This is a genomic window from Streptomyces sp. NPDC006368 (assembly GCF_040612535.1).
Classification (GTDB): domain Bacteria; phylum Actinomycetota; class Actinomycetes; order Streptomycetales; family Streptomycetaceae; genus Streptomyces.
This window is the reverse complement of record NZ_JBEXQK010000031.1, coordinates 1-14,011: the sequence shown is the minus strand read 5'-3', so window position 1 is coordinate 14,011 and position 14,011 is coordinate 1. Positions and strand designations below refer to the sequence as shown.

Here is a 14,011-nt window from a genome sequence, read left to right as displayed (position 1 = left end):
CCTACTTCTCGCGCAGGCGCCGGACGAGGGCCTCGTGGACCACCGGCGGGAGGAGGTGCGAGACGTCACCGCCCCAGGCGGCGACCTCCTTGACCAGGGAGGAGGAGAGGAAGCTGTAGGTCGGGTTGGTCGGGACGAAGAGCGTCTCGACGCCGGAGAGACCGTTGTTCATCTGGGCCATCTGGAGCTCGTAGTCGAAGTCGCTGACCGCGCGCAGGCCCTTGACGATGGCCGGGATGTCGCGTTCCTTGCAGAAGTCGACGAGCAGGCCGTGGTGCGACTCGACCTGGACGTTGCCGTAGTCGCTCGTCACCTGGCGGATGAGGTCCATCCGCTCCTCGACCGTGAACAGCCCCTTCTTGGACTGGTTGATCATCACCGCGACGTGTACGACGTCGTACAGCTTGGAGGCGCGGGCGATGATGTCGAGGTGTCCGTTGGTGATGGGGTCGAACGACCCCGGACAGACTGCGCGGCGCAACTGAAGTCCCTCGCTCTCCGAACCGGTCATCGTGCGTCTTCGCACGTAGAGGCGGCGCGACCGTACCAAAACGTTCCCTCGCCGTAGCGACGGGACCGCAACGGCTCGAAACCGTTCGGCCAGGCGAACTCCCCGCCTCTGGTGCTGCGCTCCACGGTGACGAGCGCATCGTCGCCGAGCCAGCCCTGAGAGCGGAGTGTGAGGAGTATCTCGCCAAGATCGCCGTCGGGGACGGCGTACGGAGGATCGAGGAAAACCACGTCGTACGGCTCGGCGGGCGGCGGGCCTGTCACGATCTGCTCCGCTTTGCCGGTACGGACCTCGGCGCCGGGCAGGCCCAGCCCGCGGACGTTCTCCCGGACCGTGCGGGCGGCGCGGCTGTCGGCCTCCACGAGCAGGGCGTGGGACGCGCCGCGGGACAGCGCCTCCAGCCCCACGGCGCCGGACCCGGCGTACAGATCGGCGATGCGGATGCCGTCGAGCGTGCCGAGGAGCGCCTCCCAGGTGGAGAACAGGCCCTCGCGCGCCCGGTCGGAGGTGGGGCGGGTGCCTTGGCCCGGCGGCACTGCCAGACGGCGTCCGCCGGCCACACCGGCGATCACGCGGGTCATCTGTGTCCTCGTCGTCCGTGGTTGCTTGTCACTCCACGATATGGGCTCACCGGCAATGCGGCGGTCAGCCCTTCTCCAGGTACTCCTCCCGCTCCTTGTCGAGCAGCGCGTCCAGGGCCGTGCGCAGCTCGGGCAGGCGCTCCAGGCCGGGGTCGGCGGCGACGACCGCGACGGCCTCCTCGCGGGCGGCGGCGATGATCTCCTCGTCGTCGATGACGGCGAGCATGCGCAGGCTGGAGCGCACCCCGGACTGGGCCTGGCCCAGGACGTCGCCCTCGCGGCGCTGTTCGAGGTCGATACGGGAGAGCTCGAAGCCGTCCAGGGTGGAGGCGACGGCGGCGAGCCGCTGCCGCGCGGGGGCGGCCTCGGGCATGTCGGTGACGAGCAGGCACAGGCCGGGGGCGGAGCCACGGCCGACGCGGCCGCGCAACTGGTGGAGCTGCGATACGCCGAACCGGTCGGCGTCCATGATGACCATGGCGGTGGCGTTGGGGACGTTGACGCCGACCTCGATGACCGTGGTGGCGACGAGGACGTCGGCCTCGCCGGCGGCGAAGCGGCGCATGACGGCGTCCTTGTCGTCGGGTGCCATCCTGCCGTGCAGCACCTCGACGCGCAGGCCGCTGAGCGGTCCCTTGGCGAGCCGGTCGGCGACGTCGAGGACGGCGAGCGGCGGGCGCTTGTCGGGGTCGTCCCCGGACGCCTTCTTCTTCGGGTCGGCCGACTCGTCGAGGGAGTCGCCGATGCGGGGGCAGACCACGTACGCCTGGTGGCCGTTCTCGACCTCCTCGCGGACCCGCTCCCAGGCGCGGGCCAGGAAGTGCGGCTTGTCGGCCGCCGGGACGACATGGCTGGCGATGGGTGAGCGGCCGGCCGGGAGCTGGTCGAGGACGGAGGTCTCCAGGTCTCCGAAGACGGTCATGGCGACCGTGCGCGGGATGGGCGTGGCGGTCATGACCAGCAGGTGCGGCGGCTGTTTCCCCTTGCCGCGGAGGGCGTCGCGCTGCTCGACGCCGAAGCGGTGCTGCTCGTCGACGACGACCAGGCCGAGGTCGTGGAACTGGACCTTGTCCTCGATCAGCGCGTGCGTGCCGATGACGATGCCCGCCTCGCCGGTGACCAGGTCGAGCAGCGCGTGGCGGCGGGCGGTGGCGCCCATGGAACCGGTGAGCAGCACGACCTTGGTGGCGTGCTCGGCGCCGCCCAGCATGCCTCCCTCCGCGAGCTCGCCCATCATCTCGGTGATGGAGCGGTGGTGCTGCTGGGCGAGGACCTCGGTGGGGGCCAGCATGGCGGCCTGGCCGCCCGCGTCGACGACGGCGAGCATCGCGCGCAGCGCGACCATGGTCTTCCCGGAGCCCACTTCGCCCTGGAGGAGGCGGTGCATCGGGTGCTCGGTGGCGAGGTCGTCGAAGATCTCCCGGGAGACCTTCTCCTGGCCCTCGGTGAGGGTGAACGGCAGCTTGGCGTCGAACGCGTCGAGCAGGCCGCCGGGGACGGGTCTGCGGGCCACGGCGGGCAGTTGGGTGTCGGCGTACCGGCGGCGGGCGAGCGCGACCTGGAGGACGAACGCCTCGTCCCACTTGAGGCGGTCCCGGGCCTCCGCGATGTCCGCCTTGGTGCGCGGCCGGTGGATCTTGCGCAGGGCGTCGGGCAGGTCGGTCAGCCCGCGGCCCTCGCGCAGGGCGGGCGGCAGCGGGTCGACGGCGTCCTGGGCGCTGGGCAGCACCGCGTCGACGGCCTTGGCGATCTTCCAGGACTCCAGCTTGGTGGTGGCCGGGTAGAGGGGGATGAGCGCCCCGGCCCAGGAACCCACCGCGTCCCGGCCGTCCTCGCCCTCCTCGCCGCGCAGCAGCTCGTAAGCGGGGTGGGCGAGTTGCAGCTTGCGGTTGAAGAGGGAGACCTTGCCGGCGAACATCGCGCGGGTGCCGGGCAGCAGGTCCTTGTGCGGCTTGTGCACGCCCTTGCCGAAGAAGACCAGCTGCAGTCGGCCGCTGCCGTCGGTGATGGTCACCTCGAGCCGCTGGCCGCGGCCCTTGGAGCCGTTGAACGTCAGCACGCGGGCGTCCGCCACGCGGGCCACGACCGTGACGTGCTCGTCGAGCGGCAGGTCGGCGAGGGTGGTGAGCTCGCCGCGCTCCGCGTACCGCCGGGGGTAGTGGTGGAGCAGGTCGCCGACGGTGTGCAGGTCGAGGTGCTCGGCCATCACCTTGGCGGTGGCGGCGCCGAGCTGCTTCTTCAGTGGTTCGTCGAGGACTGACACGCGTTCCATTGCACACCACGCCACTGACACGCGGGCACACCTGTGGACGGCGCGGCTTGTGGGCGGCGCGGCTTGTGGGCCGGTTACTCGACGCCGATGAGCAGCAGGGGGGCCTGGGGGCCCCCTGAGTAGGTGACCGTGTCGACGGCCAGGTGGCAGACGCGGACGTGGGCCTCCAGGCGCGCCGCCAGGGTGTCGGGGGCGTCGTCCGCGAGGACCAGGGTGACCAGTTCGCCGCCCGCCGAGAGCATGCGGTCCAGGACCGTCTCCGCCGTCGTCGCCACGTCGTGGCCGATCACCGCCACGTCGCCGTCGATGAGCCCGAGGACGTCCCCGGCCTGGCAGACGCCCGCCGAGGTGAACGACCGGTGTTCGGCGACGGCCAGTTCGCCGTAGCGCGTGGCGCCCGCCGCGGCGGTCATCGCGACCACGTCCTCGTCGAAGCGGCGGTCCGGTTCGTGGACGGCGAGGGCGGCGATGCCCTGGACCGCGGCGCGGGTGGGGACCAGGGCGACCCGGATGCCCTCCGCGCGGGCCTGTTCCGCGGCGGCGGCCGCGGTGTGCCGCAGGGCGGCGTCGTTCGGCAGGAGGACCACCTCGCGCGCGTGGGCGCGGCGGATCGCCGCGACGAGTTCGCCGCTGGCGGGGGGTTCGCCGGGCCGGGCGAGGACCGTGGTGGCGCCGGCCTCCGCGCAGAGGGCGGCGAGCCCCTCGCCGGGCAGGACGGCGACCACGGCGCGCCCCGCGGGCACCGCGGCCGACGCCGGGTCGGTACCGGCGAAGTGGGTGATCCGGACGCGGTACGGGCGGCCCGCCTCGATGCCCGCCTCCACGGCCGCCCCCGCGTCGTCCACGTGGACGTGGACGTTCCACAACCCGTCGCCGCCCACGACGACCAGCGAGTCGCCGAGCTCGTCCAGCCGGCCGCGCAGCCGGGCCACGGCCGTGTCGTCGGCCTCCAGGAGGTAGATGACCTCGAAGGCCGGTCCGCCCGCCCGGCAGGACTCCCCGTCGGGCGCCGCCGGGCGCGCCGCCCGCAGCAGCCGCGCGGGGGCCTCGCCCGACACCGCCTCGACCAGCGCGCCCAGCACCGTGACCAGCCCTCGTCCGCCCGCGTCCACGACCCCGGCCCGCTCCAGGACGGCGAGTTGCGCGGGGGTGCGCTCCAGCGCCGCGCGGGCGCCGTCGTACGCGGCCTTGGCCACGGTCACCTCGTCGGCGCCGCCCGGGACGGCGGACGCCGCGGCCGAGGCCACGCTCAGGATGGTGCCCTCCACGGGGTGGGCGACGGCCTGCCGCGCCGACGCGGCGGCCCGGCGCAGCGCACGGGCCAGGTGGTCCCCGTCACGGCCCTCGGCCAGGACCTCGCTCATGCCGCGCAGCAGTTGCGCCAGGATCGTGCCGGAGTTGCCGCGGGCGCCGATCAGCGCGCCGTGCGCCATGGCGCGCACCGTGTCACCGCAGTCGGGAGCCGTACCGGCGGCGAAGACGGCCTCCACCGCCTGGGAGGCGGACTCGACGGTCAGGTAGAGATTGGTGCCGGTGTCCCCGTCCGCGACCGGGTAGACGTTGATCGCGTCGATCTCCTCGCGCTCCCGCCCCAGCGCCTCCAGCGCCAGCGAACACCAGGCACGGACCACGGTGGAGTCGATCTGCGGCACCTGGTGATCCTCCTTGAGCGCGGGCTGCACCGCAGGGTAGACCCCGCCTGCCGTCCGGGGCCCACGTGGGGGCGGGGGCCGGTTCGGACCGTGGTAGTTTCGTTGTACCGCAGCAGCCGTTGTATGCTGCTCCGGTTGCCCGACGAAAGTCGGGACATTCCCCCGGTACCGCCACTTCAGTCACCAGATCTGATTCCGGCGCGCCGGATTCACTGTACGTGCACCTGAAGTCTTTGGAGTGACCCGTGGCTGCCAACTGCGACGTCTGCGGCAAGGGGCCGGGCTTCGGCAACAACATCTCGCACTCGCACCGCCGTACGTCCCGTCGCTGGAACCCGAACATCCAGCGCGTGCGTGCCGTGGTCAGTGGGACGCCGAAGCGGCTCAACGCCTGCACCTCGTGCATCAAGGCCGGCAAGGTCTCGCGCTAACGCCGACGACGTTTCGTCGTAGCGCAGCCCTGCGGTTGCCTTGAAAGCCGGTCCACCTCGGTGGACCGGCTTTTTGCCGTACCCGGGTCCGTGGAACGCCGGACCCGGGCCTCAGCGGAAGCGCCAGCCGTGGTCCACCGGGCCGATCCCGCCGCCCAGCGCGAACCCGGCCGCGATCGCCCTGGTGACGTAGGCCTTGGCATCCCGTACCGCCCGCGGCACGGACAGGCCCTTGCCGAGCCCGGCCGCCACCGCCGAGGCGAGCGTGCAGCCCGTCCCGTGCGTGTGCCGGTTGTCGTGCCGGGGGGCGCGCAGCCAGTGCTCCTCGGTTCCGTCCGTCAGCAGGTCGACCGCGTCGCCCGCGAGGTGGCCGCCCTTGATCAACGCCCAGCGCGGCCCGTACTCCAGCACCGCGTCCGCCGCCCGCCGCATATCGCTCCGGGCCGCCACCCGTACGCCGGTGAGCTGGGCCACTTCATCCAGGTTCGGCGTCGCCACCGTCGCCACGGGCAGCAGCTTCGTCCGTACGGAATCGAGCGCCGACGCGGCCAGCAGCGGGTCCCCGTGCTTGGAGACCCCCACCGGGTCGACGACCACGGGCGCGTCCGTCCCGGCCAGCAGCTCCGCCACCGTCTCGACGAGGGGCGCGGAGGCGAGCATGCCGGTCTTCACGGCCTGTACGCCGATGTCGTCGACGACGCTGCGGTACTGCGCCCGTACCGCCTCCACCGGCAGTTCCCAGGCGCCTTGCACGCCCAGGGAGTTCTGCGCGGTGACGGCGGTGATCACGCTCATGCCGTGCACGCCGAGGGCCAGCATCGTCTTCAGGTCGGCCTGGATGCCGGCGCCGCCGCCGGAGTCGGATCCGGCGACGGTCAGGACGAGGGGTATCGCGGCGTTCACTCGTCCTCCCCGAAGTGGTCCCAGCCGCCCTGGGTGTGCCAGGGCGCGCCGTCGACGGTCACCTGGGGCAGCGCCGACGGGTTGAGGACCTCGCCGATGACCTTCCAGCGGGCCGGGAGCTTCACGTCCGGCGGGAAGGTGGCGACGATCGCGTGGTCCTCTCCCCCGGTCAGGACCCACTGCATGGGGTCGACGCCGACCGCCTGGCCGATGTCGTACATCTGGGTCGGGATGTCGATCAGCCCGGAGCGGAGGTCGATCCGCACCTTGCTGGCCTCGGCGATGTGCCCGAGGTCGGCGATCAGTCCGTCGCTGACGTCGCACATGGCGGTCGCGCCGAGCCCGGCCGCCGCGGGGCCGGCGTGGTACGGCGGTTCGGGCCGCCGGTGCGCCTCCACGAAGGCGCGCGGCGAGCGGAAGCCGCGCGAGAGGACCGCGAACCCGGCCGCCGACCAGCCCAGCCAGCCGGTGTACGCGACGACGTCGCCGGGCTGCGCGCCGGCCCGGGTGACCGGCTCGTGGTTGCGCAGGTCCCCGAGGGCGGTGATGGCGACGGTGATGGTGTCGCCGCGGACGACGTCACCGCCGACCACGGCCGCGCCCGCGACCTGGCACTCGTCACGCAGGCCGTCCATCAGCTCGGTCGGCCAGGTGACGGGGAGTTCGGCGGGGACGACCAGGCCGAGCAGCAGCGCCGTCGGTACGGCGCCCATGGCGGCGATGTCCGCGAGGTTCTGCGCGGCGGCCTTGCGGCCGACGTCGTAGGCGGTCGACCAGTCCCGGCGGAAGTGCCGCCCCTCCAGCAGGATGTCCGTGCTGGCCACCACGCGCCGGTCGGGCGCGGCCACGACCGCGGCGTCGTCGCCCGGCCCGATCCGTACCGCCGGGGTGGAGGTGAGCCGGGAGGTGAGCTCCCTGATGAGCCCGAACTCGCCGAGCTCTCCGACAGTGCCCTTCACCGAGGTTCACCTCTCCATGTCGTCTGGACGCACCGTGGGACCGGTCGCGACCCGTCACTGCTCTCGGTACCGTCACGCGGACCGTCAACTCTTCCGTGCCTGTACGCCGACCGCGCGCGCCGCAGGTCGCGCGGGTCTCCCCGTCGCCCGCGGCGACGCGGTACCGTGGCGTCCCTTTCTCTTTCCACAAGATCCTCGTGGCCGCCCTGGAGGTTCCGTGGTACAGGCGTACATCCTTATTCAGACCGAGGTGGGCAAGGCGTCGACCGTCGCCGAGACCATCTCCAAGATCCCGGGGGTGATCCAGGCCGAGGACGTCACGGGCCCGTACGACGTGATCGTGCGCGCCCAGGCCGACACGGTCGATGAGCTCGGCCGCATGGTGGTCGCGAAGGTCCAGCAGGTGGACGGCATCACCCGCACCCTGACCTGCCCGGTCGTCCACCTCTAGCCCCCGTCTACGCTTGGCCGGTGATGTCTGCCCACCGGTTCCCGTGCCTGCCCGCCCGTGCCGTCGCCACCGCTGCCGCCACCGTCCTGCTGGCGGTCGCGGGCTGCTCCTCCACGGACGCCGGGGCGCCGGTCGCGGTTCCCAGCCCGTCGGCGGAGGAGGCAGCCTTCTGCCGCGCGCTGGACAAGGAGCTGCCCGAGACCGTCGCCGGACTCGACCGGAGCGATCCGGAGCCGGAATCCGAGCTGACCGCCGGATGGGGAGACGGTGCGATCGTACTGCGCTGCGGCGTCCCGCGACCCGGCAGGATGAGCGATCCCCAGGCTCAGGGCGTCGAGGTGAACGGCGTGAACTGGCTGCTGGAACAGCGTGAGGACGACGGCCCGCGCTTCACCTCCACGTATCGCAAGGCGTACGTGGAGGTGACGCTCGACAAGCGGTACGCGCATGACGCCGGCCCGCTGACGGACCTGGCCGCCCCCGTGGAGAAGGCGGTTCCCTCCAGTCTGTGAGGGACCGGCCCCGCCGGGGCCCGTGCGTGGGCTTCAGCGCAGGCCGGTGGGGCGGCGCAGCGCGGCCTGGACGAGCCGGTCGATCAGCTCCGCGTAGCCGACGCCGCTGGCCTCCCACATGCGCGGGTACATCGAGATCGGCGTGAAGCCGGGCATGGTGTTGATCTCGTTGATGACGAACTCGCCCTGGTCGGTGAGGAAGAAGTCCGCCCGGACCAGGCCCTCGCAGGAGGCGGCCTCGAACGCGGCGATCGCCAGCCGCCGCACCTCGGCGGTCTGCTCCGGGGTGATCGGGGCGGGGACGACACCGGAGGCGGAGTCGATGTACTTGGCCTCGAAGTCGTAGAACTCGTGGTCGGTGACGGGCGGGATCCAGGCGGGCTCGCTGGCGCGCGGGCCGTCCTCGAACTCCAGCACACCGCACTCGATCTCGCGCCCGGTGAGCAGCGACTCGACGAGGATCTTGGGGTCGTGGCGGCGGGCCTCCTCGATCGCCGCGTCCAGTCCGGACTCGTCGTCGACCTTGGTGATGCCGATCGAGGAACCGGCCCGGGCGGGCTTCACGAAGAGGGGCCAGCCGTGCTCACCCGCGAAGTCGACGATCTTCCGGCGGGCGGCGAGAGGATCCTGCTCCCACTCGCGGGGGCGGATCACCTCGTACGGGCCGACGGGCAGCCCGAAGGAGACGAACACCCGCTTCATGTACTCCTTGTCCTGGCCGACGGCCGAGGCGAGCACGCCGGCGCCCACGTAGGGCACCCCGGCGAGCTCGAGCAGGCCCTGGATGGTGCCGTCCTCGCCGTACGGGCCGTGCAGCACCGGGAAGACGACGTCGACGTCGCCGAGGGCCTTGGGGACGGCGCCGGGCTCGCTGTAGACGACCTCGCGGTTGGCCGGGTCGACGGAGAGGACGACGGTGCCCTCGTCGGACTCGGCGAGCTCCTCGACGCTGGGGAGCGTGCGGTCGGCGATGGCCATCCGCTCCGGTTCGTCGGCGGTCAGCGCCCAGCGGCCGTCCGCGGTGATGCCGATGGGCAGCACGTCGTACTTCGTCCGGTCGATGGCGCGCAGGACGGCACCGGCCGTGACGACGGAGATGGCGTGCTCGGAGCTGCGGCCGCCGAAGACGACGGCCACGCGCGGCTTGCGCCCGGGGCTGGTGGGGAGGTTCTCGCTGCTCATATCGCGATGAGCGTACCCGTTCCGCCGGGTTGCGTCAGCGACCGGTTGACGGCCTGTCCTGTCAGCGCCGTTCGGGTTTGGCGGCGCGTGCCATCAGCTCCTTGAGCGCGACCATGGGCGGCTTGCCCTCGTGGACGATGCCGACGACGGTCTCCGTGATGGGCATGTCGACGCCGTGGCGGCGGGCGAGATCCAGTACGGACTCACAGGACTTGACGCCTTCGGCGGTCTGCTTGGTGACCGCGATGGTCTCCTGCAGGGTCATGCCCTTGCCGAGGTTGAAGCCGAAGGTGTGGTTGCGGGAGAGCGGAGAGGAGCAGGTGGCGACGAGGTCGCCGAGGCCGGCGAGTCCGGAGAAGGTCATCGGGTCCGCGCCCATGGCCAGGCCCAGGCGGGTGGTCTCGGCGAGGCCGCGGGTGATGAGGGAGCCCTTGGCGTTGTCACCGAGGCCCATGCCGTCCGCGATGCCGACGGCCAGCCCGATGACGTTCTTCACGGCGCCGCCGAGCTCGCAGCCGACCATGTCGGTGTTGGTGTACGGGCGGAAGTACGGGGTGTGGCAGGCGGCCTGGAGCCGCTGGGCGACCGCTTCGTCGCGGCAGGCGACGACGGCGGCGGCCGGCATGCGGGCGACGATCTCCTTGGCGAGGTTGGGCCCGGTGACGACGGCGATCCGGTCCGCGGAGACGCCGGTGACCTCCTCGATGACCTCGCTCATCCGCTTGGCGGTGCCCAGTTCGATGCCCTTCATCAGGGAGACGAGGACCGTGCCGGGAGCCAGCTTCGGCGCCCAGTCGGCGAGGTTGCCGCGGAGGGTCTGGGAGGGGATGGCGAGCACGGTGAAGGCGGCGTCCCGCGCCGCTTCGGCCGCGTCGGTGGTGGCGCGGACGTTGTCGGGGAGCCGGGCGCCGGGGAAGTAGTCCGGGTTGGTGCGGGTGGCGTTGATCGCGTCCGCGACCTCCTGGCGGCGGCCCCAGAGGGTCACCTCGCAGCCGGCGTCGGCGAGCACCATGCCGAAGGCCGTGCCCCAGGAGCCGGTTCCGAAGACGGCCGCCTTGACCGGGCGGTCCGCCGTGTCGGGGCGTGTCACTTCGCTTCCTCCCCTGCGGCCTTGAGCCGCTGTTCCAGGCGGGCCCTGCGGTGGTCGTACGGCTGGTCGGGGGCCTTCTCGCCCCGGACCTCCTCCAGGAGGGAGGTGATGGCGGCCATGATGACCTCGGTCGCCTCACGCAGCACCTCGGGGGTGGGTTCCTTGTCGTGGAACCGGTCGAGGTCGACGGGCGGTCCGGCCTGCACGATCAGTGTCCTGCGCGGGAAGAGCCGGAGCTTCTTCTCCTTGGCGTACGGCGGCATCGCCAAGTTGGCGCCCCACTGGGCGACCGGGATGACGGGGACCTTGGTGAGCAGCGCGACGCGGGCGGCTCCGGTCTTGCCGGCCATCGGCCACATGTCCGGGTCACGGGTGAGGGTGCCCTCGGGGTAGAAGGCGACGCACTCGCCGCGCTCGATGGCGGCGACGGCGGCGCGGAAGGCGTCCAGGGCGTTCGTGGTCTCGCGGTAGACGGGGATCTGTCCGGTGCCGCGGAGCATGGTGCCGACGAAGGACCCCTTGAAGAGGGCGGCCTTCGCCAGGAAGCGGGGAACCCGTCCGGTGTTGTACTGGAAGTGCGCGTACGACAGCGGGTCCAGATAGGAGTTGTGGTTCACCGCGGTGATGAATCCGCCGTCGGCCGGAATGTGCTCCATTCCCCGCCAGTCCCGCTTGAACAGAACCAGCAGCGGTGGTTTTGCGATGACCGCCGCCAGGCGGTACCAGAAGCCGATTCTGCGGCGGGACACTCGGACACCTTCCTCTGAGCTTTGCCGGGGGTCAAGTGTCGCCCCAGGCCCCTGGTCTGTCGAGAACACCGTACGCCCCACCTCGGACACCGGCCGTCAGGGCTGTGGACAATGGGCCCGATGCGCAAGGACGGAGAGCTCGCCCCCAACACCGACCCGACCGCCGGTTCCTGGTCCCTGGTCGTGCCGCTCAAACCCCTGTCACTGGCCAAGAGCAGGCTGGCGGGCGCCGCCGGGCCGCAGGCCAGGTCCCGGCTGGCGCTGGCGTTCGCGCAGGACACGGTGGCCGCCGCGCTGTCCTGCCCGGCGGTACGGGATGTGGTGGTCGTCACGGACGATCCGGTCGCCGGGGCCGCGCTGCGCGCCCTGGGGGCCCGCACCGTGCCGGACGCCCCGGCCGCGGGCCTCAACGCGGCGCTGTCGTACGGCGCCGGGGCGATACGCGCGCACCGTCCCGGCGCACCGGTCGCGACGCTCAACGCGGACCTGCCGGCACTGCGTCCCGCGGAGCTTTCCCGGGTACTGGCGGCGGCGGAACAATTTCCCCGCGCTTTTCTGGCGGATGCCGCGGAAATCGGTACGACATTGCTGTCGGCGGCGCCCGGGGTGGAATTACGTCCGGCATTCGGTGAAGGGTCCCGGCGTCACCATTTGTCGTCGGGCGCGGTGGAAATTCCGCTGGACGGCGTCGCTTCCGTGCGCCGGGACGTGGACACGGGCGACGATCTGCGGGCGGCCCTGGAGCTGGGCGTGGGGCCGCGCACGGCCGAGCTGGCCGCGGCGGAGCGGTGGGCGGCGGCCGGGCGGTGGGCGGCGGCCGAGCCCGAGCGGGCATAGGGCAGCAGGACCGGGCGCCACAGGCCCGGGGCCGGATAGGGTGCGGGGCATGCAGGCGACCGCGTACACGTACGACCCCGACTCCCGCAGCGGCAGCGTCCTCCTGGACGACGGCACCCCGGTGCCCTTCTCCGCCCCGGCCTTCGACGCGGGGGGCCTGCGGCTGCTGCGACCCGGCCAGCGGGTCCGTATCGAGACGGAGGGCGAGGGCGACGCCCTGCGCATCACGCTGATCACGCTGCAGACCTTCTGACCCCCGACGCCGGACACACCGCGGGCCGGGCTCCCCCTCGGGGAGCCCGGCCCGGCGTGTGAGGGGCCTGCATGGCCCGCGCCGCTTACGAGCGCGCGGTGGTGGTCTTCTTGGCGGCGGTCTTGCGGGCCGTCGTCTTCTTGGCGGGGGCCTTCTTCGCGGTGGCCTTCTTCGCCGGCGCGGTCTTCTTGGCCGTGGTCTTCTTCGCGGCGCCGCCGGTGGCGGTCTTCTTGGCCGGCGTCGCCTTCTTGGCGGCCGTCGTGGTCTTCTTCGCCGTCGAGGTCTTCTTGGCGGTGGTCTTCTTGGCGGCGGCGCCGGTGGTGGTCTTCTTCGCCGGGGTCGCCTTCTTGGCAGCCGTCTTCTTCGCGGCCGCGGTGGTCTTCTTGGCGGCGGCCTTCTTGCCGGCGGCCTTGGCGATGGTGGGCGGCGGGCCCGAAAGGCTGCCCTTGGGCGCCTTCTTGACGGCCACCTCGCCACCCTTGGGCAGCTTCTTCGATCCGCTCACCAGGTCCTTGAAGCCCTGACCGGCACGGAAGCGGGGGACGGAGGTCTTCTTGACCCGTACGCGCTCACCCGTCTGCGGGTTGCGGGCGTAACGGGCCGGGCGGTCGACCTTCTCGAACGAGCCGAAGCCGGTGACCGAGACACGGTCCCCGGCGACCACGGCACGGACGATCGCGTCCAGTACCGCGTCGACAGCATCGGCGGCCTGCTGGCGGCCACCCATCTTGTCGGCAATCGCTTCTACGAGCTGCGCCTTGTTCACGTCTTCCCCTTCGGAGACATTGCCGGAACGAAAGTGTTCAAGCGTTTTCGCACGTTAGGCAGATATATACCGCAAATCAAACACGAAACGGGCTAATCACCCTAGTGCCGCAACGAAGTAGGCGGCTGCGGAGTTCGGAGTGTTAGTCGCCTTCAGGGAATCGGCCCTCATCGAGGTCCTTCATCAACCGGTCCAGGCGCTGTGCCGCACCCGCGAGATCGTGCTTCGCCGCGGCCGTGATGACCAACAGCTTCCGGGACAGCGCCATCCTTACGCCCTCCGGGACTTGCAGTGCGCGCACTCGGCCGTGCGCTTCTTTCAGACGGGCTGCGACGGCCTCATAGAGCTGGAGTTGGCTGTCGCGTTCCATGCACCGATTGTGCCATCTGGGCCGAGTTGTCGCCTCCGTAGGGGGTAACTAGCCTGCGCCAACGGCCATTCGGGGCTCCCCCGGACGCCGCCGGGGAGCCCAGGCCGGAGCCATCAACTCCCTTGGACAGCAAGGGCTTTGGCGGCCGGATCGGCTCTCCCGGAGGGTGTTGGGCGCGGCCCCCGGCCACCCGTGGGTTCCGTCAGCCGGATGGCCCCTCGCACGTCATCCTGCTGCCCGGCAAGGTCACTTTCACGCCAACCTGATTCGACTGCCTTCCCGTGCATACGACGGTGCCCCCGGCCGTCGATCGGCCGGGGGCACCGGAAAGGCTGTGCGCGGAGTCGGGCCCGGGAGGGGCCGGACCCGGAGTCGGACCGGGAAGGGTCAGACCGGCAGGGTGCGCGGCTTGTGGGAGGGTCGCTTGGCCTCGTACGCGGCGATGTGGGTTTCGTTCTGGAGGGTGATGCTGATGTCGTCGAGGCCGTTGAG

Annotated in this window: 16 protein-coding genes and 1 pseudogene; 5 read left to right on the top strand and 12 right to left on the bottom strand. The window is 71.9% G+C overall.

The features are described 5' to 3' along the window. Window position 1 precedes the first annotated feature (1 nt). The 4 genes from coaD to ABZZ38_RS21515 all read right to left on the bottom strand — a co-directional run bounded on the left by coaD (window position 2) and on the right by ABZZ38_RS21515 (window position 5,016). Window positions 2-481 (bottom strand): pantetheine-phosphate adenylyltransferase, encoded by a 480-nt coding sequence (gene coaD, locus ABZZ38_RS21530; RefSeq protein ID WP_356742418.1) that lies wholly within the window; start codon window positions 479-481, stop codon window positions 2-4. A gap of 26 nt (window positions 482-507) precedes the next feature. Next, window positions 508-1,092, bottom strand: coding sequence for a 16S rRNA (guanine(966)-N(2))-methyltransferase RsmD (gene rsmD, locus ABZZ38_RS21525; protein WP_356742269.1), 585 nt, complete (start codon window positions 1,090-1,092; stop codon window positions 508-510). A 64-nt stretch (window positions 1,093-1,156) separates the two neighbouring features. Further along, a complete protein-coding gene (gene recG, locus ABZZ38_RS21520) occupies window positions 1,157-3,364 on the bottom strand; it encodes an ATP-dependent DNA helicase RecG (RefSeq protein ID WP_356742267.1) in 2,208 nt (735 codons plus the stop codon). A 74-nt stretch (window positions 3,365-3,438) separates the two neighbouring features. Continuing rightward, window positions 3,439-5,016 (bottom strand): DAK2 domain-containing protein, encoded by a 1,578-nt coding sequence (locus ABZZ38_RS21515; protein WP_356742264.1) that lies wholly within the window; start codon window positions 5,014-5,016, stop codon window positions 3,439-3,441. 245 nt (window positions 5,017-5,261) lie between these two features. Between ABZZ38_RS21515 and rpmB the strand changes: the two genes are divergently transcribed. Next, window positions 5,262-5,447: a 50S ribosomal protein L28 gene (rpmB, locus tag ABZZ38_RS21510; protein WP_064070327.1), complete on the top strand. Its 186-nt coding sequence runs from the start codon at window positions 5,262-5,264 to the stop codon at window positions 5,445-5,447. Window positions 5,448-5,558: 111 nt separating this feature from the next. Here the strand turns inward: rpmB and thiD are convergent, their stop codons facing one another. Beyond that, entirely contained in the window at window positions 5,559-6,350 is a 792-nt protein-coding gene (gene thiD / locus ABZZ38_RS21505; protein WP_356742261.1) for a bifunctional hydroxymethylpyrimidine kinase/phosphomethylpyrimidine kinase, read from the bottom strand. Beyond that, a complete protein-coding gene (locus ABZZ38_RS21500) occupies window positions 6,347-7,309 on the bottom strand; it encodes a thiamine-phosphate kinase (protein WP_356742259.1) in 963 nt (320 codons plus the stop codon). The genes thiD and ABZZ38_RS21500 overlap by 4 nt, the downstream gene beginning before the upstream one ends. Window positions 7,310-7,526: 217 nt before the next feature. Between ABZZ38_RS21500 and ABZZ38_RS21495 the strand changes: the two genes are divergently transcribed. Together ABZZ38_RS21495 and ABZZ38_RS21490 are read left to right on the top strand one after the other, a co-directional pair. After that, window positions 7,527-7,760 (top strand): Lrp/AsnC ligand binding domain-containing protein, encoded by a 234-nt coding sequence (locus ABZZ38_RS21495; protein ID WP_028802415.1) that lies wholly within the window; start codon window positions 7,527-7,529, stop codon window positions 7,758-7,760. Between the two features lie 23 nt (window positions 7,761-7,783). Next, window positions 7,784-8,272 (top strand): DUF3515 domain-containing protein, encoded by a 489-nt coding sequence (locus ABZZ38_RS21490; RefSeq protein WP_356742256.1) that lies wholly within the window; start codon window positions 7,784-7,786, stop codon window positions 8,270-8,272. A gap of 33 nt (window positions 8,273-8,305) precedes the next feature. Here the strand turns inward: ABZZ38_RS21490 and ABZZ38_RS21485 are convergent, their stop codons facing one another. The 3 genes from ABZZ38_RS21485 to ABZZ38_RS21475 form a co-directional block, all read right to left on the bottom strand. Further along, the gene (locus tag ABZZ38_RS21485) at window positions 8,306-9,454 is read right to left on the bottom strand and encodes a D-alanine--D-alanine ligase family protein (protein ID WP_356742254.1); all 1,149 of its coding nucleotides are present in this window, start codon (window positions 9,452-9,454) and stop codon (window positions 8,306-8,308) included. Between the two features lie 61 nt (window positions 9,455-9,515). Continuing rightward, window positions 9,516-10,544, bottom strand: coding sequence for an NAD(P)H-dependent glycerol-3-phosphate dehydrogenase (locus tag ABZZ38_RS21480; RefSeq protein WP_356742252.1), 1,029 nt, complete (start codon window positions 10,542-10,544; stop codon window positions 9,516-9,518). Further along, window positions 10,541-11,293 carry a lysophospholipid acyltransferase family protein gene (locus ABZZ38_RS21475; protein ID WP_356742248.1) on the bottom strand — a complete coding sequence of 251 codons (753 nt, stop codon included), beginning with the start codon at window positions 11,291-11,293 and terminating at the stop codon, window positions 10,541-10,543. The genes ABZZ38_RS21480 and ABZZ38_RS21475 overlap by 4 nt, the downstream gene beginning before the upstream one ends. 120 nt (window positions 11,294-11,413) lie before the next feature. Here ABZZ38_RS21475 and cofC point away from each other — a divergent pair, with 120 nt between their 5' ends. Continuing rightward, window positions 11,414-12,130, top strand: a complete 717-nt coding sequence (gene cofC, locus ABZZ38_RS21470) for a 2-phospho-L-lactate guanylyltransferase (protein ID WP_356742246.1) — start codon at window positions 11,414-11,416, stop codon at window positions 12,128-12,130. Between the two features lie 49 nt (window positions 12,131-12,179). Then, complete coding sequence (locus ABZZ38_RS21465; RefSeq protein WP_356742243.1) at window positions 12,180-12,383, top strand: hypothetical protein; 204 nt, start codon at window positions 12,180-12,182, stop codon at window positions 12,381-12,383. Between the two features lie 85 nt (window positions 12,384-12,468). Here the strand turns inward: ABZZ38_RS21465 and ABZZ38_RS21460 are convergent, their stop codons facing one another. The 3 genes and pseudogenes from ABZZ38_RS21460 to ABZZ38_RS21450 form a co-directional block, all read right to left on the bottom strand. Beyond that, window positions 12,469-13,149 (bottom strand): HU family DNA-binding protein, encoded by a 681-nt coding sequence (locus tag ABZZ38_RS21460; protein ID WP_356742241.1) that lies wholly within the window; start codon window positions 13,147-13,149, stop codon window positions 12,469-12,471. Between the two features lie 142 nt (window positions 13,150-13,291). After that, window positions 13,292-13,519, bottom strand: a complete 228-nt coding sequence (locus ABZZ38_RS21455; protein ID WP_356742239.1) for a hypothetical protein — start codon at window positions 13,517-13,519, stop codon at window positions 13,292-13,294. A gap of 387 nt (window positions 13,520-13,906) precedes the next feature. Next, window positions 13,907-14,011 (bottom strand): annotated as a pseudogene (locus tag ABZZ38_RS21450) (3-isopropylmalate dehydratase small subunit); the annotation flags it as partial.

Bases quoted from the DNA above. Each gene is read 5' to 3' on its own strand.
- ABZZ38_RS21455 (WP_356742239.1), bottom strand. From the start codon at position 13,519: ATGGAACGCGACAGCCAACTCCAGCTCTATGAGGCCGTCGCAGCCCGT.
- ABZZ38_RS21485 (WP_356742254.1), bottom strand. From the start codon at position 9,454: ATGAGCAGCGAGAACCTCCCCACCAGCCCCGGGCGCAAGCCGCGCGTG.
- recG (WP_356742267.1), bottom strand. From the start codon at position 3,364: ATGGAACGCGTGTCAGTCCTCGACGAACCACTGAAGAAGCAGCTCGGC.
- ABZZ38_RS21465 (WP_356742243.1), top strand. From the start codon at position 12,180: ATGCAGGCGACCGCGTACACGTACGACCCCGACTCCCGCAGCGGCAGC.
- rsmD (WP_356742269.1), bottom strand. From the start codon at position 1,092: ATGACCCGCGTGATCGCCGGTGTGGCCGGCGGACGCCGTCTGGCAGTG.
- ABZZ38_RS21490 (WP_356742256.1), top strand. From the start codon at position 7,784: ATGTCTGCCCACCGGTTCCCGTGCCTGCCCGCCCGTGCCGTCGCCACC.
- cofC (WP_356742246.1), top strand. From the start codon at position 11,414: ATGCGCAAGGACGGAGAGCTCGCCCCCAACACCGACCCGACCGCCGGT.